General features: G+C 68.2%; 18 protein-coding genes and 1 pseudogene. 9 read left to right on the plus strand and 10 right to left on the minus strand.

Going from position 1 to position 23,716, the window contains the following annotated elements:
• Positions 1-25: 25 nt before the first annotated feature.
• Together copD and copC are read right to left on the minus strand one after the other, a co-directional pair.
• Positions 26-910, minus strand: coding sequence for a copper homeostasis membrane protein CopD (copD, locus tag ABE543_RS00895; RefSeq protein WP_346475133.1), 885 nt, complete (start codon positions 908-910; stop codon positions 26-28).
• 9 nt (positions 911-919) lie between these two features.
• The gene (gene copC, locus ABE543_RS00900) at positions 920-1,297 is read right to left on the minus strand and encodes a copper homeostasis periplasmic binding protein CopC (RefSeq protein ID WP_053516266.1); all 378 of its coding nucleotides are present in this window, start codon (positions 1,295-1,297) and stop codon (positions 920-922) included.
• 295 nt (positions 1,298-1,592) lie between these two features.
• On the opposite strand from copC, the gene ABE543_RS00905 reads away from it, so the two are divergent.
• Positions 1,593-3,125, plus strand: coding sequence for an MFS transporter (locus ABE543_RS00905; RefSeq protein WP_346475134.1), 1,533 nt, complete (start codon positions 1,593-1,595; stop codon positions 3,123-3,125).
• A gap of 4 nt (positions 3,126-3,129) precedes the next feature.
• Entirely contained in the window at positions 3,130-3,675 is a 546-nt protein-coding gene (locus ABE543_RS00910) for a TetR/AcrR family transcriptional regulator (RefSeq protein ID WP_065182328.1), read from the plus strand.
• A 44-nt stretch (positions 3,676-3,719) separates the two neighbouring features.
• Here ABE543_RS00910 and fdhD read toward each other — a convergent pair whose 3' ends face one another.
• Positions 3,720-4,574 carry a formate dehydrogenase accessory sulfurtransferase FdhD gene (gene fdhD, locus ABE543_RS00915; protein WP_128989677.1) on the minus strand — a complete coding sequence of 285 codons (855 nt, stop codon included), beginning with the start codon at positions 4,572-4,574 and terminating at the stop codon, positions 3,720-3,722.
• A 209-nt stretch (positions 4,575-4,783) separates the two neighbouring features.
• Between fdhD and ABE543_RS00920 the strand changes: the two genes are divergently transcribed.
• Positions 4,784-7,075, plus strand: coding sequence for an FdhF/YdeP family oxidoreductase (locus ABE543_RS00920; RefSeq protein ID WP_262218195.1), 2,292 nt, complete (start codon positions 4,784-4,786; stop codon positions 7,073-7,075).
• Positions 7,076-7,579: 504 nt separating this feature from the next.
• Complete coding sequence (locus ABE543_RS00925; protein ID WP_346475135.1) at positions 7,580-8,107, plus strand: DUF411 domain-containing protein; 528 nt, start codon at positions 7,580-7,582, stop codon at positions 8,105-8,107.
• A 40-nt stretch (positions 8,108-8,147) separates the two neighbouring features.
• Here the strand turns inward: ABE543_RS00925 and blaL1 are convergent, their stop codons facing one another.
• The 6 genes from blaL1 to ABE543_RS00955 all read right to left on the minus strand — a co-directional run bounded on the left by blaL1 (position 8,148) and on the right by ABE543_RS00955 (position 14,803).
• Positions 8,148-9,014, minus strand: coding sequence for a L1 family subclass B3 metallo-beta-lactamase (gene blaL1, locus ABE543_RS00930; protein ID WP_346475136.1), 867 nt, complete (start codon positions 9,012-9,014; stop codon positions 8,148-8,150).
• Between the two features lie 85 nt (positions 9,015-9,099).
• Positions 9,100-9,741: a response regulator transcription factor gene (locus tag ABE543_RS00935; RefSeq protein ID WP_197571380.1), complete on the minus strand. Its 642-nt coding sequence runs from the start codon at positions 9,739-9,741 to the stop codon at positions 9,100-9,102.
• Complete coding sequence (locus ABE543_RS00940) at positions 9,734-10,789, minus strand: ATP-binding protein (RefSeq protein WP_197571381.1); 1,056 nt, start codon at positions 10,787-10,789, stop codon at positions 9,734-9,736. Before ABE543_RS00940 ends, ABE543_RS00935 begins: the two co-directional genes overlap by 8 nt.
• A gap of 119 nt (positions 10,790-10,908) precedes the next feature.
• A complete protein-coding gene (locus ABE543_RS00945) occupies positions 10,909-11,649 on the minus strand; it encodes an MgtC/SapB family protein (RefSeq protein ID WP_262218188.1) in 741 nt (246 codons plus the stop codon).
• Positions 11,650-11,679: 30 nt separating this feature from the next.
• Positions 11,680-14,439, minus strand: coding sequence for a magnesium-translocating P-type ATPase (gene mgtA / locus ABE543_RS00950; protein ID WP_346475137.1), 2,760 nt, complete (start codon positions 14,437-14,439; stop codon positions 11,680-11,682).
• 64 nt (positions 14,440-14,503) lie between these two features.
• Positions 14,504-14,803, minus strand: coding sequence for a hypothetical protein (locus tag ABE543_RS00955; RefSeq protein WP_065182320.1), 300 nt, complete (start codon positions 14,801-14,803; stop codon positions 14,504-14,506).
• A gap of 375 nt (positions 14,804-15,178) precedes the next feature.
• Here ABE543_RS00955 and ABE543_RS00960 point away from each other — a divergent pair, with 375 nt between their 5' ends.
• The 4 genes from ABE543_RS00960 to ABE543_RS00975 are packed head-to-tail and all read left to right on the plus strand — an operon-like array spanning position 15,179 to position 21,514.
• A complete protein-coding gene (locus tag ABE543_RS00960) occupies positions 15,179-16,360 on the plus strand; it encodes an efflux RND transporter periplasmic adaptor subunit (RefSeq protein ID WP_053515919.1) in 1,182 nt (393 codons plus the stop codon).
• The gene (locus ABE543_RS00965) at positions 16,357-19,470 is read left to right on the plus strand and encodes a multidrug efflux RND transporter permease subunit (protein WP_111186906.1); all 3,114 of its coding nucleotides are present in this window, start codon (positions 16,357-16,359) and stop codon (positions 19,468-19,470) included. Before ABE543_RS00960 ends, ABE543_RS00965 begins: the two co-directional genes overlap by 4 nt.
• Complete coding sequence (locus ABE543_RS00970) at positions 19,467-20,156, plus strand: heavy metal response regulator transcription factor (protein ID WP_053515914.1); 690 nt, start codon at positions 19,467-19,469, stop codon at positions 20,154-20,156. The genes ABE543_RS00965 and ABE543_RS00970 overlap by 4 nt, the downstream gene beginning before the upstream one ends.
• A 2-nt stretch (positions 20,157-20,158) precedes the next feature.
• A complete protein-coding gene (locus ABE543_RS00975) occupies positions 20,159-21,514 on the plus strand; it encodes a heavy metal sensor histidine kinase (protein ID WP_346475138.1) in 1,356 nt (451 codons plus the stop codon).
• A gap of 9 nt (positions 21,515-21,523) precedes the next feature.
• On the opposite strand, the pseudogene pip reads toward ABE543_RS00975, so the two are convergent.
• Positions 21,524-22,483: pseudogene (gene pip, locus ABE543_RS00980) on the minus strand (prolyl aminopeptidase).
• Between the two features lie 61 nt (positions 22,484-22,544).
• Between pip and ABE543_RS00985 the strand changes: the two are divergent.
• Entirely contained in the window at positions 22,545-23,654 is a 1,110-nt protein-coding gene (locus ABE543_RS00985; RefSeq protein WP_197600027.1) for a crosslink repair DNA glycosylase YcaQ family protein, read from the plus strand.
• Positions 23,655-23,716 lie beyond the last annotated feature (62 nt).

A 23,716-nucleotide genomic window follows, 5' to 3' on the forward strand; every position in this document is an offset into this window, starting at 1 on the left:
CATGCCGGCCCGCGCAGCGCCGCCCTCATGCCAGCGGGTCCAGCGTGCCGAGCACGGCCACGCTGGCCAGTACCAGCAGCCCGAGTGCGGCCTCGAAGGTGAGGCTGTGACGCAGCGAGCGCAGCGGGCGGAACTGCCAGCCGCCACGGATGGCGGTGGCGAGTGCCGGCACCAGCCGCCAGCGGTGCAGCGCGGCCAGGCCGAGCATGCCCGCGACCAGGGCCAGCTTGAACAGCAGCCAGCGCCCGTGCGCGGTGTTGAACAGGGTCTGCAGCGAGCCCTGCAGATCCACGTAGGTATAGGTGCCGGTCATCGCCAGCAGGGCCACGATTACCGTACCGGGCAGGGCGAAACCATGCGCCACCTGCCAGAGTTCATGGGTGCGTTCACGCAGGGAAGGGCCCTGGGTGCGCAGGGCCAGATGCAGCACCGCGGCGATCGCGCCGACCCATGCGCCTGCGGCGAGCAGGTGGACGGTCCCGGCCGCCAGGCGCAGCGCACCGCGGATGCCGTCGCCGGCGGCGGCGTGGCCGTTCCAGGCCAGGCTTGCCAGGGCGACCGCCGAGAGCGGCAGCAGGATGACACGGCGCGCCCCGGCCACTTTCGCGCTTGCGGCAAGCAGCGGCAGCATTGCCAGCAGCGCCAGCGCACGCACCAGTGCCGCTTCGCCGACCGGTGTGGCGGTGGTGAACCATGCGACGGTCGCTTGATCGACCGCGGCAAGCGGAAGCCCCAGCACGCCTGTCACCCGCACCGCCGCGTCCAGCAGCACGACTGCCAGCGCGATCACGGCCAGTGGCAGGAAGATGCGACGCGCAGGCGCAGGGCGGATGAACAGCATCCTGCCGAACAGCAGCATCAAGGCCAGGTACAACGCCAGCCGCAGGGCATAGGGAGACAGTTCGATCACCACCGCAGCTTACTTCACGCTGAAACGATAGTCGCCGGTGACGGGGTGGCTGTCCTGGCCGACGGCGCGCCACTGCAGGCGATAGTCTCCGGCAGGCAGCGGCTTGGCGAAACTCACGACCAGCCGGTGACCATCGTCCGACACCTGCTGGGAAAGGGCAGGCATCGCCATCAGGGTGCGGCCATGGGCCATGCTCAGTTCGATGCGGGTGGCGCGCGGCATCACCCGCTCGCTGAAGGTCAGCTCGATGCGGTTGGCAGGCGCGACGCTGGCATCGGCGGCGGGCGTTGCCTTCACCAGGCTGGGGTGTGCAAGGGCCAGCGGAGCGGCGGCGACGCCCGGCAGCAGCAGGAGCAGAGCGGCGGAGCGGCGGAGCGAAGACGACATGGTGGGTGCCTGCAGGAATGGGGCGCTCAGGCTGACGGCGGGCACCTTTCGTGGCCCTGACCCGGACATTACCGATCTGTCAGGTTGGCCGGTGCCGGGCCGACCCGCCCTTCCCATCATCGGCGCGCGCGTGCGCAGGCACGCAGGGCGCGGCGCCGCTGGAATGCCGGCAGCACAGCGGTGCCCGCCGGCTGAACAGCGCCCGAGTCGAAACCTGAACACGTCGCTGCAGCGCTATAACTATACAGGATATCCGGTATAGTTAATTCACCCCCTTTTGCCCAGGTTCGTTCCCATGGCCTTGTCCCAGCCCCTGGCCGATGCTCCGGCCCTGTCCCGTGCCCGGCGTTGGGCGCTGTTGTTCACGGTGGCCGCCGGCCTGCTGCTGGTGACGCTGGACAACTCGGTGCTGTACACGGCGCTGCCCACGCTGACGGCAGAACTTTCCGCCAGCGCGGGTCAGGCGCTGTGGATCATCAATGCCTATCCACTGGTGATGGCTGGCCTGCTGCTCGGTGCGGGCACGCTGGGCGACCGCATCGGTCACCGTCGCATGTTCCTGATCGGCCTGGTGGTCTTCGGCGTGGCTTCGCTGGCGGCAGCGTTCTCTGTCACCGCAGCGCAGTTGATCGCTGCCCGTGCGCTGCTCGCCGTGGGCGCCGCGGCGATGATGCCGGCCACGCTCGCGCTGATCGGCCTCAGCTTCCATGAAGAGCGTGAGCGCAACATCGCCATCGCGATCTGGGGCTCGGTGGCGATCGTCGGCGCCGCACTCGGACCGATCATCGGTGGCTGGCTGCTGCAGCATTTCTGGTGGGGATCGGTGTTCCTGGTCAACGTGCCGGTGGTGATCGTGGCCTTCGTCGCGACGCTGCTGCTGGCGCCGGAGGGGCAGCGCGACACGTCCCGACCGTGGGATCTGCTGTCCTCGCTGCTGGCGCTGGCGGCGCTGTCGGGGCTGGTGCTGGCGATCAAATCGCTGATCGCCACGCCGCCTTCCTATGGCCTCGGCGCGGCGGCATCGGTGCTGGCGCTGGCGGCGGGCGCCGCGTTCGCCCGCCGCCAGCGGCGCCTGCCGCATCCACTGCTGGACTTCGCGATCTTCCGCAATCCGGCATTCCTGGCCGGTACGCTGTCTGCGGTGTTCACCCTGTTTGCGATGGCGGGCCTGCAACTGCTGACCACCCAGCGTTTCCAGCTGGTCGCCGGATTCACGCCATTGCAGGCGGGCCTGCTGGTATCGGTGGCGGCGCTGGGCAGCCGGCCCAGCGCGCTGCTCGGCGGCAGCATCCTGCACCGCGTCGGCCTGCGTCCGCTGATCTGCGGCGGACTGGCCGCGGGGGCACTGGGAGTGGGCGTGGTCGCGTTCGGTTTTCCGCACGGACTGGGCTGGGTCGTCGCCGGCATGGCGATCACCGGGTTCGGCATGGGCTCGGCAATCTCGGTCGCATCCACCGCCATCCTCAACAACGTGCCTGCGCACCGTGCGGGCATGGCGTCCTCCGTGGAGGAGGTCTCCTACGAATTCGGCGGCCTGCTGGCGGTGGCGATGCTGGGCAGCCTGGGCGCAGCGATGTACGGCGCCTTCCTGCCGGTATCGGCGGATGTTCCGGCACTGGCGCGGGAAGGATTCGCCCAGGCGCAGCAGGTCGCCCGCGAAGCCGGCCCGGGCGAGTGGTTCGCCGGCGCCACCGCCGCCTATGACCGCAGCTACCAGATCGTGCTGCTGGTCATCACCGCGGTGCTGGCCGTGGGTGCAGCGCTGATCGCGCGCCTGCTGCGCGGGCGGGCGGGGAGCCGCGAGGGAGCGGCCGATCGCGTAAAGTAGTGCGATGAGAACCAGCAAGCGCCAGCGCATCCTCGATGCCGCCGTCAACGTGATCAATCGAGACGGCGTGCGCGCGGTGACCTTCGAGTCGGTGGCGGCAGAAGCCGGCCTCACGCGCGGCGGCCTGCTGTATCACTTCCCGTCGCGCGAGGCACTGCTGCGCGGCATCGACGAGCACCTGGTGCACAACTGGGAGGCATCGATGGAAGCGCTGCTCGGAAAGCGTGCCAGCGAGGCCACGGCGCTCGAGCGCTATCAGACCTTCGTCCGCGTGTCGGCGCAGAGCGCGACGCGCGCCGAGCTGATGTTCATGCTCGAATCGGTGGACCCGGAGGCCGGTGAGCGGCCATGGAGCCCGGCCGTGCAGCGCTGGGCGCCATCGCCGCCGCCGGCCGGCGTGGTTGATCCTGCGGCGCTGGACAATTTCGTGGCACGGTTGGCGGCCGATGGGCTGTGGATCTACGAGGCCATGTACGAAGGACAGCTGGACGACGCGGTGCGCGCCCAGGTGGCCGAGCGCATCGCGGGCCTGTTGTCACCCGGCCGATGATGGGGGTTGCCCACTGACGATGGCGGGTCCCGCCATGGCCGCGTTCATGCCGTTGGCATGTCTTCCGGCCGCAACCGCTCTGGATGGGTGTACACATTGAATCCACTGCCGCGGGCGAAGCCGACCAGGCACAGCCCTGCGCTGCGCGCCAGATCGATCGCCAACGCCGTTGGCGCGGACACGGCGGCCAGTACGCTGGCACCGGCGCGCACTGCTTTGCTGACCATCTCGTAGCTGGCCCGGCTGGAAATCAGCAGCAGTCCACCGTCGATGGCGTGCTCGTTGTGATGCAGGGCGCCGATCAGCTTGTCCAGTGCATTGTGACGGCCCACGTCCTCGCGCACCCAGCCGATGCGCCCGTTGGCGTCGGCCCAGGCGGCCGCGTGGGTGGAGCCGCTGGCCGCATTCATCGGCTGGTGCTGCGACAGCGTGGCCAGTGCCCGCTGCAGGGCCGCCGGCGCGTAGGTCCGTCGTTCGCGTACCGGGGGCAGGGGCCGCAGCACATCCTCGAGCTGCCGTGTTCCGCACAGGCCGCAGCCGCCACGGCCGGGCAGCAGGCGGCCATCGGCCGGATCCAGACCGGCGCCCGGTGCCTCGGCGGCAACCGTCATCCGCAGTTCGATGCCTTCCAGCTGCGGCGCCACATCGATCGAGAGCAGCTGCGTCGGCGTGGTGATCAAGCCCTCGCTGAGCGAGAAACCGAGCGCAAAGTCCTCCAGGTCACAGGGCGTGGCCATCATCACCGCGAACACGGTGCCGTTGTAGTGCAGCGCTACCGGCACCTCTTCGGCGACCACGTCGGCCTGCGCCTGCACCTGCTGCCCGCCCTCGCGCCAGCGCTGCAACGTGCGCTGCGCGGTGCCGGCAGGCGGAGAGGGCGGCGGGGGCGAGTCAGCCATGCAGAGTGTCCGGACAGAGTGAGCGTGTCATGGGCTGTTGGCCCACGCCCCGAGGATAACGCAGTGCGTCCGTGGCAATGCAGCAGACTCCGTCGCCCCGGAGGCGCGCCGGAAGATTCGGGGCGGCTCTGGCGAAGCGGTCCCGGCCGTGCTTGACTCTGTCTGTCGTGCCCTTCGCAGTCTCGTCTCCTGGCGCCAGGTCTTCGAACATGTCCGAGCAGAAACCACCCCGTTACAAGCCCTACAACCAGCCCGCAGGCGGCTGGGGTGCGGCCGGCGCCACCGCCCGGGTTCTGCTGCAGCAGAGCGTGATCGGCAACGGCTCCAGGGCACTGCTGGCGATGAACCAGCCCGCTGGCTTCAAATGTCCCAGCTGCGCCTTCCCCGACGCCGACGAGCGCAGGAAACTGGAGTTCTGCGAGAACGGGGCCAAGGCACTGGCCTGGGAGGCGACCCGGTTCCGCGCAGATCGCGAGCTGTTCGCGCGTTATACCGTCAGCGAGCTGATGGAGCGGACCGACTACTGGCTGGAAATGCAGGGGCGGCTGACCGAGCCGATGCGTTACGACGCAGCCACCGACCACTATGTGCCATGCAGCTGGGACGAGGCGTTCGCACTCATCGGCCGTCACCTGCGGTCACTGGACAGCCCGCATCAGGCCGAGTTCTACACGTCGGGCCGCACGCCGAACGAGGCGGCGTTCCTGTATTCGATCTTCGTACGCGAGTTCGGCACCAACAACTTCCCCGATTGTTCGAACATGTGCCACGAGCCGACCAGCCGTGGCCTGCCACCTTCCATCGGTGTGGGCAAGGGCACCATCGTCCTGGAGGATTTCGAGCACGCCGAGGCGATCTTCGTGATCGGCCAGAACACCGGCACCAATTCGCCGCGGATGATGGGCAACCTGGTCGAGGCGCGCAGGCGCGGCGTGCCGATCGTGGCGGTCAACCCGATGCCCGAGCGCGCCCTGATCCGGTTTGCCGAGCCGCAGGATGTGGTGCAGATGGCGACCTTCGGCTCCACCGAGATCAGCAGCGAATTCGTGCATATCCGCATTGGCGGTGACCTGGCGCTGATCAAAGGCATGATGAAGGTGATGTTCGAGCGCGAGGCACAGGGCCAGCGCGTGCTCGACCATCGGTTCCTGGATGAACATACGGTCGGCCTGGAGGCCTTGCGCGCGGACGTGATGGCGCAGGACTGGGACGACATCGTCATGGTCTCCGGCATCTCGGAGGCGCAGATCCGGCGCTGCGCCGAGATCTACATCCGCTCCAATGCCACAGTGATCTGCTATGGCATGGGCCTGACCCAGCACCAGTATGGTTCGCGGCTGCTGCAGCAGGTCGCCAATCTGCTGATGCTGCGCGGCAACTTCGGCAAGCCGGGGGCGGGGATCGGCCCGATCCGGGGTCATTCCAACGTGCAGGGCGATCGTACCGTCGGCATCGACGAGAAGCCGGCGGCAGCGTATCTGGATCGCCTGCAGGAGGTGTTCGGTTTCAATCCGCCGCGGGAGCACGGGCACCATGTGGTCGAGTCGATCGAGGCCATGCTCGATGGCAGCGCCAGGGTGTTCGTCGGGCTGGGCGGCAATTTCATCCATGCCGTGCCGGACACGCCCCGGGCCTACGAAGCCATGCGCAGCCTGCAGCTGACGGTGGGTATCGCCACCAAGCTCAACCGCGGGCACCTGGTGCATGGGCGCGATGCGCTGATCCTGCCGGTAGTGGCGCGCTCGGAACGTATCGTCACGCCCGCAGGCGAGCAGTTCGTGACGATCGAGGATGCGATGTCGAACGTGACCGCATCGCGCGGTGTTCTTGAGCCGGCCAGCGACCAGCTGCTGCCGGAGGTCGAGATCGTCTGTCGCATGGCGATGGCGACGCTGCCGGACAGCAGGGTCGACTGGGCAGGTTGCAGGCATGACTATGCGCGGATCCGTGACCTGATCGCTGCCGTGTACCCGCAGATCTATGCAGGCTTCAATGAGCGCATCCGGCAGCCGCACGGCTTCCATCTGGACATTGCACCGCGCCGCCGGGTGTGGCCCACCGCCAACGGCAAGGCCAACATCCTGGTGATGCCGGGCCTGGATGTGGACGACCCGGTGCACGATCCGGACATGCTGCGACTGGCCACAGTGCGTTCGCATGACCAGTTCAACACCACCATCTACAGCTACAACGACCGCTATCGCGGCGTGTACAACGATCGCAGGGTGGTGTTCATGAACATCGAAGACCGGCTGGCACGCGGTCTGGAGAAGGAGGCGCGGGTCAGCCTGGAGACGCTCAGCGCAGATGGCGTGCGGCGTCGCATCGACGGGCTGACCGTGCTCGACTACCCCATGCCACGGGGCGCGCTGGCGGGCTACTACCCTGAGTTGAATGCGCTGCTGCCGCTGGACTACTACGATCGCCTCAGCGGCACGCCTGCGGCGAAGTCGATTCCGGTGCGCATGCGAGCAGACACAGGCAGCGCGGACACCGCATAGGATCGGGCGGCGGCCCGTCCCGCCACGCCCATCGGCTATGATGCCTGCGATGAATGCTGCTGCTCTCCTGCTGCGCTGGCTGTTGCTCGTTGCCCTGGTGCTGAGCGCACCCGAGCTGGCGCGGGCTGCGTCGGGCGACGGTGGACAGTCCGACACGGAGCACTGCGCCGCGTCGCATGAGACGGCCGTGGATCGGGCCGGATGCTGCGGCGATCGATCATCGGGCGACTGCGCAGCCAGTGAGTGCCCGTGCCCTCCCGCGTGTACCGGCGTGCCGGCGACCTCCTCCGCCGTGGCGATCACACCCTGGCGCGAGGCGCCACGCGCTGCCCTTGCACGACGGCCTGTGCCGCCGCCCCTGACCGACGCGTTGCGACCTCCCATCGTGTGATGGCCTGCAGGCGCCAGCCGCCTGTTGTCTTGCCTGTCCCATTCCCGATTTTCCCGCGCCTTCGATGCGTGGGTCGCGGGCGTTCCGCCCGCATGCACAAAGGAACCAACACGATGAACCGTTCTCTCTCTCTCGGCCTGCTGCTGGCCAGCATTCTGTCCGGCGCCGGCTGCGCCCGTGCAGCCGAAGAGGTGGCCGCGGCGCCGGGCCATGCCCACGCAGCGGCCGATGCCGCCTCCGTCCCCGATGCGCAGCTGCCGACCGCCATCGTCCACAAGACCGCCAGCTGCGGTTGCTGTGGCGTCTGGATCGAACACCTGCAGGCCGCGGGCTTCGCGGTGGACGTACGGGATACCGATGACATGAACCCGATCAAGCAGCGCCTGGGTGTGCCGGTCGGCAAGGGGTCCTGCCATACCGCCGAGATCGACGGCTATGTGGTGGAGGGGCACGTTCCGGCCGAGGACATCAAGCGGCTGCTGAAGGAGCGTCCTGCGGCGCGTGGACTGGTGCTGCCGGGCATGCCGGCCGGTTCGCCCGGCATGGAGACGCCCGACGGTTATGTGCAGCCGTACACGGTGGAACTGGTGCGCGGTGACGGCAGCACCGAGCCGTTCGCCCACCACGGCCAGGGCGGCTGAGGGTCGCTGCTGCTGTGGCGGCTCACAGGCCGCCACGGCTTCAGTGCGCGTTGTCGCGTTCCCTGGCCAGCTGTGCCTCGAAACTGCGCTCGGCTGAATCCGCGTAGGCGCTGCAGCGCATCGCTGCAGCACTGGCCTTGGCGCCTGCGGCATAGTCCCAGCCGCTGGCGCCAGGATGCGGGGTCAACAGCACGTCGCAGGGCAGGCGGCGCACGGTCGCGAAGCTGCGGCGATAGTCCTCGATCAGGTGCGGATAGCGGGGATTGCCCTGCAACCGGTAGCCCGGCGCACTGAGGCTGTCCGCATAGGCGATGCGTACCGGCCTGCCATCGCGGGTGTCGTTCCAGGTCCAGGCGGTGCTGCCCGGTGTGTGACCCGGCATGAAATGCGCGGTGAAGTGCATTCCGCCCAGCGACACGACCTCGCCGTCCATCAGGATGCGGTCGGCATTGGCCGGAGGGAAGGTGATGTCATCACCGAAGTGCAGATCGTTGCTGCCCCCGCGCGCCAGCAGGACGGCCGTTTCGGCGTTGCTGGCGATCTGCGCGCCGGTGCGGCGCTTGAGTTCGGCCACCGCACCGGCGTGGTCGGCATGGGCATGGCTGAGCAGGATCCAGCGCAGCTGCTGCGGTGCGACGCCGCGCTGCTGCAGGTTGGCCAGCAGGTGATCGGCCATCTGCGGCATGCCGCCATCGATCAGCACCGCGCCGTCGTCGGTCTGTACCAGCAGTGCGGTCAGGTTCTCGGTGCCGATCTGCGAGGTATGGTCGGCGATCTGCAGCGGCCTCATCGGCTGCAGCCATGAAGCATCCACCGTGTAGGCCCGCAGCTGGGGCAGGGGCGGCTCTGCTGCATGTAGCGGCGGGACCGCCACGGCAAGGACGAGGGCAGGCAGGAAAGAACGCATCGTGAAGGTTCGCTGGGAGGAGGCGCAGAAACTAGCATGGGCCTCGTCGGTCGCGTTCCGCATAGATTTCATGGCTCCCATAAGGCTAGGCGAGCCCGGCCCGCAGCCGGTCGTACAGGCGGACCAGGTCGACCAGCGTGCGCGCGCCCATCTTGCGCATCACCTGGGCGCGGCGCACCTTCACCGTGATCTCGCTGACGCCCAGGTCCGCAGCGATCTGCTTGTTGAGCCGGCCCCGGACCACGCCATCCACCACGTCGCGCTCGCCGGCCGACAGCGACTCCCAGCGCTGCTGGAGGGCGCCCAGTTCGTCGCCTTCGCGGCGGCGCTGGCGATCGATGCCGATGCCCTTGTGGATCGCATCCAGCAGTTCCTGGTCGCGGAAGGGCTTGGTCAGGAACTCGATCGCACCGTCCTTGATCGCGTTGACACCCATCGCGATGTCACCGTGGCCGGTGATGAACACCACCGGCAGGTGCAGGCCACGCTGGCGCATGCCGCGGTGGAATTCCAGGCCGCTCTGGCCCGGCATGCGCACATCCAGCACCAGGCAAGCGGGTGCATCCAGCAGCGGTTGTTCGAGGAACGCCTGGGTGGACGCGAAGCCCCGTACCTGCAGGCCCATCGAGGCCAGCAGATCCTCCAGCGCCGCGCGCACCGAGGGATCATCGTCGATCACGTACACGATGGGCGCCGGCTCGACGGCCGGTGCAGCGGGTCTACGCATGGCGGTCCCCGATGGCAACAGGCAGGTCGAACACGAAGCAGGCGCCACCGCCGGCAACGCGTTCCGCGCGGATGTGGCCGTCATTGGCCTCGATCATGGAGCGGCTCAAGCTCAGGCCCAGGCCGAGGCCGCTCGACTTCGTGGTCCAGAATGCCTCGAACACGCGCTCCGGCTGTTCCGCCGGCAGGCCGATGCCACGGTCGCGCACGCTCAGGGTGATCCGTTGCCCGTCGCGCCGGCTCAGCAGTGACAGCCGGCGTTCGGCCACCGCTACGCCTTCCATCGCATCGACGGCATTGAGAATCAGGTTGCCGATCACCTGCTGCACCTGCACGCGGTCGGCCTGCACCGGCGGCAGGTCCGGCTCCAGCAGCAGGGCCACGGTCACCCCATGCTGGTCGAGTTCGCTGCGCGAGAGCGCAAGCATTTCCTCCACGGCCTGATTCAGGTCGAAGGTGTCGCGCTGGGGTGCCGCACCCCGGGTCAGTCCGCGGATGCGGGCGATCACATCGCCGGCACGATGCGCGTCGGCGAGGATGCGTGACAGCGCCTGCCGTGCCTTGTCAACATTCGGCGGTTCCTGCGCCAGCCAGCGCTGGCAGGCGTCGGCGCTGCTGGCAATGGCCGCCAGCGGCTGGTTCACCTCATGCGCGATGGACGTGGTCAGCTCGCCGACGGTGGACGCGCGGGCGACCCGCAGCAGGCGTGCCTGCGCCTCCTGCACGGCCGCCTTGGCGGCTTCCATCTTCAGCGCCAGCCAGGTGGTGATGGCGATCACCAGCATGCCGATCACCGAATTGACCAGACCGATGCGGTAGGTGCCGAAACGCGTCAGCACGAAGCTCAGGCCGGTCAGGGCGACACAGGCCACGGCCAGGGCCAGCAATCCGCGCGGCGAAAGCACCCGCGAGGCTGCCAGGATCACCGCCGCATAGAAGCAGGCGGCTGCCACCGCGTAGTCGGTCAACGTGTCGAGCAGGAAGATCGCCACTACGGAGACGATCAGGGCCAGCAGCACCAGTGGACGGCGGGACGACAGCGAAGGCATCGGGACAGCTCCCTGGCGGGATGGAAAGGATAGCAAAGCCGGATCTGCCTTCCGCGGCAGGGCGTGTGGCCCGTGATGGCAGCGGCTGCCGCGCTGCACGTGCGCGCGATGATCTCGCGTCACTCCTCCAGGCTGGCATTCCAGAACCCCTGCAGGACGCCGGGCGTGGTGGATAACGCCGCCAGGATCGCATCCAGCTCGTCGCCATCGGCGGTGGTGGCATACAGCACCGCTTCGATCTCCACATCGCGCTCGCCGAAGGGATGGTGGTCCACCGCGCGCACGGGGTACTGGGCCTGTTCCAGCAACAGCAGCAGGCGATCCAGTACCTCTGCCTGCTGTTCGCGCTGGCAGACGACATTGATGGCATAGACGGCTTCGCTGAACGTCTCCGGCAAGGGCTGCCGCTGGATGCGGTTGACCACCGGCCGCAGCAGCGTGTTGGCGGCGAGCACGAACAGCGTGGCCATCACCGCCTCCGGCAACAGCTTGATGCCGGCACAGGCCCCCACTGCCGCCGAGCCCCACAGGGTGGCGGCGGTGTTCAGGCCCGAGACCTGCGCGCCCTCCTTCATGATCGCGCCCGCGCCCAGGAAGCCGACACCGGAGATCACGTAGGCGACCACGTGCAGCGGCGACGGCGGCCCGCCGTACAGGTCGTGGAAACGGACAGCCAGGTCGACGAACACCGCCGCGCCGACGGCTACCAGCGTGTTGGTGCGCAGCCCTGCGGTACGTTGGCGCAGCTGGCGCTCCAGGCCGATGGCGGCACCGAGGACGAAGGCGGTGGACAGGCTCAGCAGCGAGCCGAGCGTGGCGCCGGCGTTGAACGCGGGCAGGTTCAGGTTGATGGCGGACATCAGGATCTCCCCAGGCACGGCCGGCAACGCCTACTGCCAGCCGTAGCGACGGATGTAAAGCTTCTTCAGTGCAGTGGTCAGTGCGGCATAGCCGAACAGGATCGCCACCAGGAACGGCCAGTACCCTGCCGGCAGTGCCTGCAGCCTGAAGTAGGCGGCCAGCGGGCTCATCGGCAGGATCACGCCCAGAGCCATGATCAGTCCCGTCATCAGCAGCAGCGGTGGCGCGGCGATGCTCTGCAGGAACGGCAGCTTCGGCGTGCGGATCATGTGCACGATCAGGGTCTGGGTCAGCAGACCGACGACGAACCAGCCTGACTGGAACAGGCCCTGGTCGGCGGGTGTGCGAGCGTCGAACACGTACCACATCAGGGCGAAGCAGCTGAGGTCGAAGACCGAGCTGATCGGTCCGAAGAACACCATGAAGCGGCCGATGTCCGCCGGGTTCCACTTCAGCGGCTGCCGCACCAGTTCCTCGTCCACGTTGTCGAACGGAATGGCAATCTGCGAAACGTCGTACAGCAGGTTCTGCACCAGCAGCTGCAGCGGCAGCATCGGCAGGAACGGCAGGAAGGCGGACGCTACCAGCACCGAGAACACGTTGCCGAAGTTGGAGCTGGCGGTCATGCGGATGTACTTGAGCATGTTGCAGAAGGTGCGCCGGCCCTGGATCACGCCTTCCTCCAGCACCATCAGGTTCTTTTCCAGCAGGATGATGTCGGCCGCTTCCTTGGCGATGTCCACGGCGCTGTCGACGCTGATGCCGATGTCGGCGGCGCGCAGCGCGGGCGCATCGTTGATGCCGTCGCCGAGAAAGCCGACCACCTTGCCCTGCGCGCGCAGCTGGCGTACCAGTCGCTCCTTGTGCAGCGGCGTCAGGCGGGCAAACACGCGGTGGTGCTGCAGGGCGTGTGCCAGCGCTTCATCGCCCATGCGTTCGATCTGCGGGCCGGTCAGGATCGTGTCCGCGTCGAGTCCGACCTGGGCACAGACACGGGCGGTGACCAGTTCGTTGTCGCCGGTGAACACCTTGACCTCGACGCCATGCATCGCCAGTGCCTGCAGTGCCTGTGCAACCGATTCCTTGGGCGGATCAAGAAAGGCCACGTAGCCGATCAGGGTCAGTCCACATTCGTCGGACTGGGTGTAGGTCGCCTGCTGTGCGCTGGTTTCCTTCATCGCCACCGCCACCACCCGCAGGCCCTGTTCGTTCAGTTCCTCGGTGGTCTGCCGGACCCGCGCCAGCCGCCGTTCGTCCAGTGGCATGTCGTGGCCGTTCTCGCGCACGGTGGAGCACACCGCGAGCATCTCCTCGACCGCGCCCTTGCAGATCAGCTCATGGTGATTCCCGCATTCGGATACCACGACCGACATGCGGCGGCGCTCGAAGTCGAACGGTATCTCGTCCACCTTCCGGTAGTCCTGGCTCAGGCGCAGCGAGCTCTGCAGTTCCACGTGCTCCAGCACGGCGCGGTCCAGCAGATTGATCAGGCCGGTCTGGAAGTGGCTATTGAGATAGGCGAACTTCAGCACGTCTTCCGAGTCACGGCCGAACACGTCGGTATGCCGTTCCAGGGCGATCCGGTCCTGGGTGAGCGTGCCGGTCTTGTCGGTGCACAGCACGTCCATGGCACCGAAGTTCTGGATGGCGTCCAGGCGCTTGACGATCACCTTGCGGCGCGACAGCAGCACCGCCCCCTTGGCCAGGGTGGAGGTGACGATCATCGGCAGCATTTCCGGGGTCAGGCCGACCGCCACCGACAGGGCAAACAGGAAGGCTTCGGTCCAGTCACCCTTGGTCCAGCCATTGACCAGCAGCACGAACGGCACCATCACCAGGGCGAAGCGGATCAGCAGCCAGCTGACACTGTTGACCCCGGCCTGGAAGGCCGTGGGCGCACGGTCGCTGGCGATGCTGCACTCGGCCAGAGTGCCGAAATAGGTGCGGTTGCCGGTAGCCAGTACCACCGCGGTGGCCGTGCCGGAGACCACGTTGGTACCCATGAACAGCAGGTTGTGCTGATCGAGCAGGCCGGCCTGCGCATCGCCCGGATGGGCGAACTTCTCCACCGGCAGTGATTCCCCGGTCATGGCCGCCTGGGCCACGAACAGATCCTTGGCCGACAGCACCCGGCAGTCGGCCGGAATCATGTCGCCGGCCGAGAGCACGAGGTGATCGCCGGGTACCAGCTCGCGGATCGGCAGGTCCAGCAGCCGTGAGGGCCGCCGGCTGTGCAGGTGCGCACCGAAGTACTGATCGGCCAGGTCTGCCGCTTCGGTTCCAGGGGTGCGCCGCAGTACACGCGCCGTGTTCCCCACCAGTGCCTTCAGCCGTTCAGCGGCGCGGTTGGAACGCCCTTCCTGGACGAAGCGGATCAGGGTGGACAACAGCACCATCGCGCCGATCACCACCGTGGCCTTCGCATCCTCCGTCAGCCAGGAGACCGCTGCCAGCACGGTCAACAGCAGGTTGAACGGATTGCGGTAGCACTGCCACAGGTGGCGCCACCACGGCAGCGGCTTTTCGTGATCGACTTCGTTCGGGCCGAGGGCGGCCAGCCGTAAGTCCGCCTCGTGCTGGCCCAGGCCATCGGCGTGCGAGTCCAGCCTGCTCAGCAGGTGCGCTTCATCGAGCTGCGCCAAGGTGACCAGGCCGGCGGTGAGGTTGAACGGTACGCTCCCGCTGTTGCCGGGACCGAAGCCGGCTTCGGGCATCGCCCGGCGCCGGAACAGGTTGCCGGCGCGCCGGCTGCGCAGGAAAGCGTTGAACCAGGCATTGAGCAGGCTCATGGGGAACTCCTTGATGGGGCCGGCGCAGGACCGGCACGCAGGGGGCAGGGCGTCGCGTCGCCGTTCAGGCGGAGCGCAGGGCCAGTACGTCAGGCGACCAGGGCTGCATGCGAAGGCGCTGGCTGCCGCCGATGCACAGCGGCTTCATCGCGTCGCGGAGGGGGTAGGGCAGATGGCGCAGGACGCTGATGCGCTCGCTGATCGGCAGCAACGAAAGGACGTCGGCCACCACGCGTGGCGAGCCCAGCGCCAGCGAACGGGCAAACAGCACTGGGCCATGCACCCACAGCTGGCTGCGCAGGGCGGTGACATCGCGCGTACCCATCAGGCGGCGCAGGGTGATGTAGAGGGTCTTGCAGGACATGGGGGCACTCTCCAGGCAGGTGCGCCTGGCGGCCCCCCGCACTCACGCAGGCAGGGACCGGCCGCCAGGCGCCCGGTACGGGAGGAAACAGGCAGGCAGGGGCGCGTTGCGCCCGGCAGGGTCGGGATCCATCGGCGTCTCCGTGCAGGTGGGAAGGGGCTGCCGGGCGCGTTTCCCGGCGGTGGTGCCATTGTCGGCCGCTGGCCGGGCACGGCCTAGAGGCCCGTGGGTTAGCGTCGCTATACCTTGGTATAGCGGCCGCAGTCGAAGCTGACGGAATTGTCAGGCAGGCGACAGCATGGTGCCGGAGGTTGCCACCCAGGATGACGGCAGGCCTGCGCAGACCGGCGCGGGCACCGGATTGGACCCCCTGCCATGCGATTGCCTGATGTCACTGCGCTGCTGCGCCGCCGCCACCTCGCGCTGGGAGCGGCACTGCTGGTTGCCCTGTTGCTGGCGATGTTGTTCCACGGCGTTTCCCGCGGCGACGCACAGCCCAGCGCAGCACCGCCACCGGTACCGGTGGTCACCACGCGCGTCGAGCAGCGTGATGTCCCGCACTGGCGAAGCGGCGTCGGCACGGTGCAGTCGCTGCAGAGCACCGTGCTGCGCCCGCAGGTGGATGGCGTGCTGACCGAAGTGCTGTTCGAGGAAGGGCAGAAGGTGCGCAAGGGGCAACTGCTCGCGCGTATCGATGATCGCGCCATCCGTGCCGGTCTGGGCGGTGCACAGGCGGCGCTGGTGCGCGACCGCGCCACGCTGGACGCGGCGCGCTCGGATCTGTCACGGCTGCAGCATCTGTCCAGCGACCAGCTGGTGTCGCGGCAGATGCTGGAGCAGCAGGCCGCCACCGTGCAGCAGTTGCAGGCCACCGGCCGCGGCAACCAGGCTGCGGTGGACGCAGCGCAGGTGCAGCTCTCGTATACGCGCATCGTGGCGCCGATGGACGGCCGCATCGGTCTGCGCCAGGTGGATCCGGGCAATCTGGTGCGCGCCAGTGACACGCAGGGGTTGGTGACCGTGCAGCAGACCGATCCGATCTCGGTGGTGTTCGCGCTGCCGCAGGACGCGCTGCCGCAGCTGCGACAGGCGCTCGCCGCAGGCGGCGCACAGGTGCAGGCACTGGACCGCGAGGGTGGCCAGCTGCTGGCTGAGGGCACGTTGCAGGTGATCGACAACCAGGTGGACGAGGCCTCCGGTACGGTGCGGCTGCGCGCGCGCTTCAGCAATGCGTCCGACCAGCTGTGGCCCGGACAGCTGGTCAGCGTGCGGGTGCGCACCGGCCAGAGCACGGGCGCGCTGGTGCTGGATGCCGCGGCGATCCAGCGTGGCGTGCAGGGCAGCTTCGTCTACCGCGTGGTCGCTGATGGCAGCGTGGAATCGCTGCCGGTCACGGTCGGTGAACAGGACGGCGGGCAGGTGGTCGTGCAGGGTGAGCTGCGGGTCGGCGATGTGGTGGTACGCGATGGACAGTCGCGGCTGCGGCCGGGCACGGTGGTGGCCGAGGCCAAACCCGCCGCGGCGCCTGCAGCGGTCCGGCGCGGGGCGGCACCGTGAGCGCGCGCACCTCGCTGTCCAGCTGGTTCGTTCATCACCCGGTCGCCACGACCCTGTTGACCCTGGCGGTGGTGCTGCTGGGCGTGGCAGCATTGCCGCGCCTGCCGGTGGCGCCGTTGCCGGAGGCTGAGTTCCCGACCATCCGGGTCAATGCCAATCTGCCCGGTGCCAGCGCCGAGACCATGGCCTCGGCGGTGGCCACGCCACTGGAAACCCAGCTGACGGGCGTGCCCGGCATCATCGAGATGACCTCGACCAGTGCACTGGGCAGCACTTCGATCACCCTGCAGTTCGATCTGGAAAAGAACATCGACACGGCCGCGCAGGAAGTGCAGGCGGCGATCAACGCCGCCGCCGGCCGCCTGCCCAGTGAACTGCCGAACATGCCGACCTGGCGCAAGGTGAATCCGGCCGACAGTCCCATCCTGGTGCTCAGCGTGGTGTCGACCCAGATGTCGATGACCGAATTGAGCGATCTGGCCGAGAGCCGCCTCGCACGCTCGATCAGCCAGATCAGCGGCGTTTCGGAGGTCGGCATCGTCGGCCAGCAGCGTCCGGCGATCCGCATCCAGGCCCAGCCGGAGCGGCTGGCGGCGATGGGCCTGACCCTGTCCGACCTGCGTGGCGTGGCGCAGAACGCCAGCCTCAACCAGGCCAAGGGTGCACTGATGGGCGAGCAGCGCACGTCCACCTTCGAAGCCAACGACCAGCTGTTCAGTGCCCAGGACTACCGGCGCCTGGTCGTTGCCTATCGTGACGGCGCACCGGTGGTGCTGGGTGATGTCGCGCAGGTGATCGACGGCGCCGAGAATGCCTACGTGCAGGCGTGGCCGAACGGCCAGCCCGGGGTCGGCCTGATCATCAGCCGGCAGCCCGGCGCGAACATCGTGCGCACCACCGATGCGGTGCTGGCCGCCTTGCCGGAACTGAGCGCGAACCTCCCGGCCAGCGTCGATGTGGAGGTGCTCAACGACCGTACGCGCACCATCCGCGCGTCGCTGCACGAGGTGGAGCTCACCCTGGTACTGACCATCGTGCTGGTGGTGCTGGTGATGGGCCTGTTCCTGCGCCAGCTTTCCGCCACGCTGATCGTCGGCGCGGTACTGGTGGTTGCGCTGGTGGCGACCTTCGCCGCGATGTACGTGGCCGGCTTCAGCCTCAACAACCTGACCTTGGTGGCACTGGTGGTTGCGGTCGGCTTCGTGGTCGACGACGCGATCGTCGTGGTTGAGAACATCCACCGTCACCGCGAGGCCGGGCTCGGTCCGGTGGACGCCGCCCTGAAGGGCGCCGGCGAAATCGGCTTCACCGTGGTCTCGATCAGCCTGTCGTTGATTGCCGCCTTCATCCCGCTGCTGTTCATGGGCGGGGTGGTCGGGCGCCTGTTCGCCGAGTTCGCGCTGACCATCACCGTGGCGATCCTGATTTCCATCGTCGCCTCGCTGACCCTGGCACCGATGATGGCCGCGCACCTGATGAAGCGCATGCCGGCGCACCGGGACAGCGAGCGGACCCTGGCCGGGCGCCTGCTGGCCGGCTACGACCGCAGCCTGCAATGGGCCCTGCGCCGCCAGCGGCTGGTGCTGGCGGGCTTCGGCCTGACCGTGGCGGTGGCGGTGGCCTCGTACATAGTGATTCCCAAAGGCTTCTTCCCCCTGCAGGACACCGCCTTTGTGTTCGCCACCACCGAGGCGGCGCAGGACATCGGCTACGAGGACATGGTGGCCAAGCACCAGCAGCTCGCGCGCATCGTTGCGGATGATCCGGCCCTGCAGGCCTACAACCACGCGGTCGGTGCCACTGCCGGCAGCCAGACGCTGTCCAACGGCCGCTTCTGGTTCGTGCTGAAGGACCGCGGCGACCGCGATGTGGACGTGCACGGCTTCATTGACCGGGTGCGGGCGAAGATGGCCAGCGTGCCCGGCATCACCGTGTACATGCGCGCGGCGCAGGACATCAATCTCGGCGCCGGGCCGGCGCGGACGCAGTACCAGTATGCCCTGCGCGGACAGGACAGCCGCGAGCTGTCGCAGTGGGCCGAGCAGCTGACCGAGCGGCTGCGGGGCCTGCCGCAGCTGCGCGACGTATCCAATGACCAGCAGGTCGGCGCCAGCGTGACCCGGCTGGAGATCGACCGCACGGCTGCGGCGCGCTTCGGCCTGACCGCCAACGACATCGACCAGGTGCTCTACGATGCCTTCGGCCAGCGCCAGATCAACGAGTTCCAGACCGAAACCAACCAGTACCGGGTCATCCTGGAGATCGCGCCGGGCATGCTGGGGCAGGTCGATGCGCTGTCCTACTTCCACCTGCGTTCGCCACTGACCGGGCAGATGGTGCCGCTGTCGGCCGTGGCCCAGGTGCAGCCTCCGGGCAATGGTCCGCTGTCGATCAGCCACAACGGCATGCTGCCGGCGGTGAACCTGTCCTTCAATCTGGCCCCCGGCGTTTCACTGGGCGAAGCGGTCGGCCTGGTGGAGCAGGCGCAGGCGCAGATCGGCATGCCTGCCAGCATCAGCGGCCGCTTCCAGGGCACGGCACAGGCCTTCCAGGAGTCGCTGGCCAGCCAGCCGCTGCTGATCCTCGCGGCCCTGCTGGCGGTCTACATCATCCTCGGCGTGCTGTACGAGAGTTTCGTGCACCCGCTGACCATCCTGTCCACTCTGCCGTCGGCCGGCATCGGCGCAGTGCTGATGCTCTGGCTGTGGGGGCTGGACTTCTCGATCATGGCGCTGATCGGCATCGTGCTGCTGATCGGCATCGTCAAGAAGAACGGCATCCTGATGGTCGACTTCGCCCTCGACGCACAGCGCAACCGCGGGCTGGCGCCGCTGGAGGCGATCCACGAGGCCTGCCTGACCCGGTTCCGCCCGATCATGATGACCACGCTGGCCGCGTTGCTGGGTGCCATTCCGCTGATGATCGGTTTCGGTACGGGTTCGGAACTGCGCCAGCCGCTGGGCGTGGCGGTGGTCGGTGGCCTGCTGATCAGCCAGCTGTTGACCCTGTACAGTACCCCGGTGATCTACCTGGCCCTGGACCGCCTGTTCCTGCAGCGTCGCCGCGAGCGCAGGGAGGCGGCGGGCGCTGCCCTGGCGGACCCTGGATGAAACTGCTGATCGTGGAAGATGAAGGCAAGACCGCCCATTACCTGCGCACCGGCCTGGGCGAGCAGGGCTGGGCGGTGGATCTGGCTGCAGACGGTGTCACCGGCCTGCATCTGGCGCGCGAGTTCGACTACGACGTGATCGTGCTGGATGTGATGCTGCCGGGCATGGATGGCTTCAGCGTGCTGCGCGAGCTGCGCCGCAGCAAGCAGACACCGGTGATCATGCTGACCGCGCGGGACCGCGTGGATGATCGCGTGCACGGCCTGGGGCAGGGCGCCGACGACTACCTGGTCAAGCCGTTCTCGTTCATCGAACTGCTGGCGCGGCTGCAGGCCCTCGTGCGGCGTGGGCGCCAGCAGGAGCCGACCGAACTGCAGGTGGGCGATCTGCAGGTGAACCTGCTGGCCCGGCGGGCTTACCGCGATGGCTCGCGGCTGGACCTGACCGGCAAGGAGTTCGCGCTGCTGGCGCTGCTGGCACAGCGGCGGGGCCAGATCCTGTCCAAGACGGTGATCGCCGCCCAGGTCTGGGACATCAATTTCGACAGCAATACCAATGTGGTCGAAGTGGCGATCAAGCGCCTGCGCGGCAAGATCGACGGCCCTTACCCGAGCAAGCTGCTGCATACCGTGCGCGGCATGGGCTACGTGCTGGAAGTGCGCGAGGACGAGGGTGGGCGGGGATGAGGATGTCGATCGCCCAGCGCCTGTCGGCGATGTTCGCGCTGGCCGCATTGCTGGTGTTTGCTCTGCTGGGCGTGGGCGTCTATGGCGTGCTCGAGCGGCAGGTGGTGCGCTACCAGCATGCGGAACTGCAGACCAAGCTGCACGCGGTCAGTGGCAGCGTCGCGATGTGCGACAGCACCGAGCGCTGGAACAAGGTGCGCGAGAAGGTCGGCAACCTGATCTCCGGGGACCGCGACACTCTGGTCTGGGCATGGAGCGAGAACCCCACATTCCGCATCGGCCAGGCAGAGCCGCAGGTGCAGGCCCCCGGCAAGGGTGACAACGGCATGGGCACGCTGGCGCGTGAGGGTGGGCACCCGCTGCGCACGCTGTATGAACGGGTGCCGGGCAAGGGTGCGCGACCGGATGTGGACCTGTGGATCGGCATCGACTCGGAGCCCTATACGCAGGCGCTGCAGCGCTTCGGCGTTGCGTTGTGGGTGGCCGGCGGGCTGGGCGTGCTGCTGGTGGCCGGACTTGGCTACTGGATCGCCCGGCTGGGGCTGGCCCCGCTGCGGGCGCTGTCCAACGAGGCACGCTCGCTCAGCCCGCAGCGGCTGTCGCAGCGCCTGGCGGCGCAGGGACTGCCGGCCGAACTGGGCCACCTCACGCATGCCTTCAACGGCGCGCTGGATCGGTTGGAAGCAGCGTACACGCGGCTGGACGGGTTCAACGCGGACGTCGCGCACGAGCTGCGCACCCCCCTGGCCAATCTGATGGGACAGACCCAGGTGGCCCTGTCCCGTCCGCGTGATGTGGCGGCGCTGCAGGAGGTCATGCAGTCCAACCTGGAGGAACTGGAGCGCCTGCGTGCGATCGTCAACGATATGTTGTTCCTGTCGCGGGCCGGCCAGGGCGATATCGCGGTGGAAACGCGTCAGGTCCAGCTGGCAGACGAGGTCGCCACCGCCGGTGAATTCATGGAATTCCTGTTCGAAGAGGCCCAGCTGACGTTGCATGTCGAAGGCGACGCCACCGCCCGCATCGATCCGTCGTTGTTCCGCCGCGCGCTGACCAACCTGTTGCACAACGCCGTGCAGCATGCGCGTCCAAGCAGCGACGTGCGTGTGCAGCTGCAGTCCGAAGGCGAGGGCGTGCGGGTGGCCGTGCTGAATGAAGGGAACGGCATCGCCGCCGAGCATCTGCCCCTGCTGTTCGAGCGCTTCTACCGGGTCGACCAGGCCCGTGAGTATCGGGGCGAGCGCCATCACGGGCTGGGGTTGTCCATCGTCAAGGCCATCGCCGCACTGCATGGCGGCGAAGTGTTCGTGGCCAGTTCGGACGGTCTGACGACGGTCGGCTTCACCGTGGCACGGTGAAGGAACGATTCAGCCGGGCTGGCCGAAACGGTCGGCGAAGTCGTCGGTCGCGCGCACCAGCGCGTCGGTCGTGGCCGCTTCGTTCGCACTGTGGCCGGCAATCACCATCTCCAGCCTGGCTTCCGGCCACGCCTTGGCCAGTTCCCACGCGCTGCGTGGCGGACAGATGATGTCGTAGCGGCCCTGTACGATCACCGCCGGGAGGTGGCGGATCCGCTCCACATCGCGCAGCAGCTGGCCGGGCTCAAGGAAGGCCCCGTTGCGGAAGTAGTGCGCTTCTATCCGGGCCTTGGCCAGGATATCCATCGGGTCGCTGCTGGATTCGGCGGTCACCTCGTGCTGCAGGGTCGCAGCATTGTCCTCTCAGCCCAGCCACGCCATTGCGGCAGCAATGCGGATGGCGGGGTCCGGGCTGTCCAGGCGTGTCCAGTACGCCTGCAGCAGGTTGCCGCGCTCATCTTCGGGAATGTGCGCTTCATAGCGGTCCCAGCGCTCCGGAAATATCCAGCGCGCACCGCCCTGCGGCTCGGAAAACCATTGGTTCTCGATGTCCCGCCCCAGATACACGCCGCGCACGATGAGGCCGGTGACGCGGGCGGGATGGGCCTGCGCGTACGCCAGCGACAACGTCGAGCCCCAGGAGCCGCCATACACCAGCCAGCGCTCGATACCGAGGTGCTCACGCACCTTCTCGATATCGGCCACCAGTTCCTGCGTGGTGTTGTCGCGCAGTTCGCCGAACGGGGTGGAACGGCCGCTGCCGCGCTGGTCGATCAGCACGATGCGGTACCGCGCCGGGTCGAAGAAGCGACGATGCGTGGGTGAGATGCCGGCACCGGGACCGCCATGCAGATACACCACCGGAATGCCGTCGGGCGTCCCGCACTCTTCGACATGCAGGGTGTGCAGCGTGCTCACGGGCAGAGTGTGCTCGCGATAGGGCGTGATCGGGGGATACAGCGTGCGCATGATGGACGTCAGTGGACCGGGGCCTGACAGCATACCCCCGGCGCGCGCCTACAATGGCGTCATGTCCAGGCAGCCCACTCTCGACGACCTGCGCCGCTACGCGGTGGCGCGCACCCTGTTCCCGCCGACAACGTTGATGGCCGCGATCCGGCGGCTGGGCTTCGTACAGGCCGATCCGATCCGCGCGCCGGCCCGGGCACAGGATCTGACACTGCGGCATCGGGTGAAGGACTATCGGGCCGGTGACCTCGAGCGGCGTTACCCGCGCCTGCCGGTAGAGGAGGACTGCCTGGTCAACTACGGCTTCCTGCCGCGCGAGTACCTGGCGTTGATGCATCCCCGCGTGGCCCGGCGTGCATGGGACGCGGACACCGAACGCCGTGCGGCGGATGTGCTGGCGTTCGTGCGCGAACGTGGCAGCGTGCATCCGCGCGAGGTCGACCAGGCGTTCGCGCACGGCCGGGTGACCAACTACTGGGGCGGCACCAGCAACGCCAGCACGCATCTGCTGGAGGGCATGCACTATCGCGGCCTGCTGCGGGTGCAGCGGCGCGACAGCGGAACGCGCATCTACAGCGTGGCCGAGCATGCGCCGGCGGAGGACAGCGAGGACGGGCGCGTGCGGCGCGCGGCGGCACTGGTCGCGCTGATCGTGCGCAAGTACGCGCCGCTTCCATCGGCCAGCCTGACCTACCTGGCCCGGCTGCTGGGCTACGGCGCACCGCATCTGGCCGAGCAGACCCGGCAGGCGCTGAAGCTGGCGAAGGAACAGCTGGCGAGCGCTACCGTGGAGGGCACCACGTGGTACTGGCCGGCGGACGAGAATCCGCGCTCACGACGGCATGCGCCGGACGAGCAGGTACGCCTGCTGGCGCCGTTCGATCCGGTGGTCTGGGACCGCCGGCGGTTCGAGCTGCTGTGGGGCTGGGTCTACAGGTTCGAGGCCTACACGCCGGCGCCCAAGCGCCAGTATGGCTACTACGCGCTGCCGATGTTGTGGCGCGAGCAGGTGGTGGGGTGGGCCAATGTGATTGTCCGTGACGGCCAGCTTGAGCCATCGCTCGGCTATGCGGGGCGCTCACTGGCGCGCGACCGGCTGTTCCGCAGTGCGCTGGAGGACGAGCTGCAGCGCATGGCGCTGTTTCTGGCGGGCGGGCGCGGGGCCGGGTAGCGCTCGCAGCAGGTTGCTGTGGGCGCGTTCGCCATGATCGCCGAGCGTCGTTTCGATGACGT

It is taken from the genome of Stenotrophomonas sp. TWI169, assembly GCF_039674705.1.
Taxonomy (GTDB): Bacteria; Pseudomonadota; Gammaproteobacteria; order Xanthomonadales; family Xanthomonadaceae; genus Stenotrophomonas; species Stenotrophomonas maltophilia_P.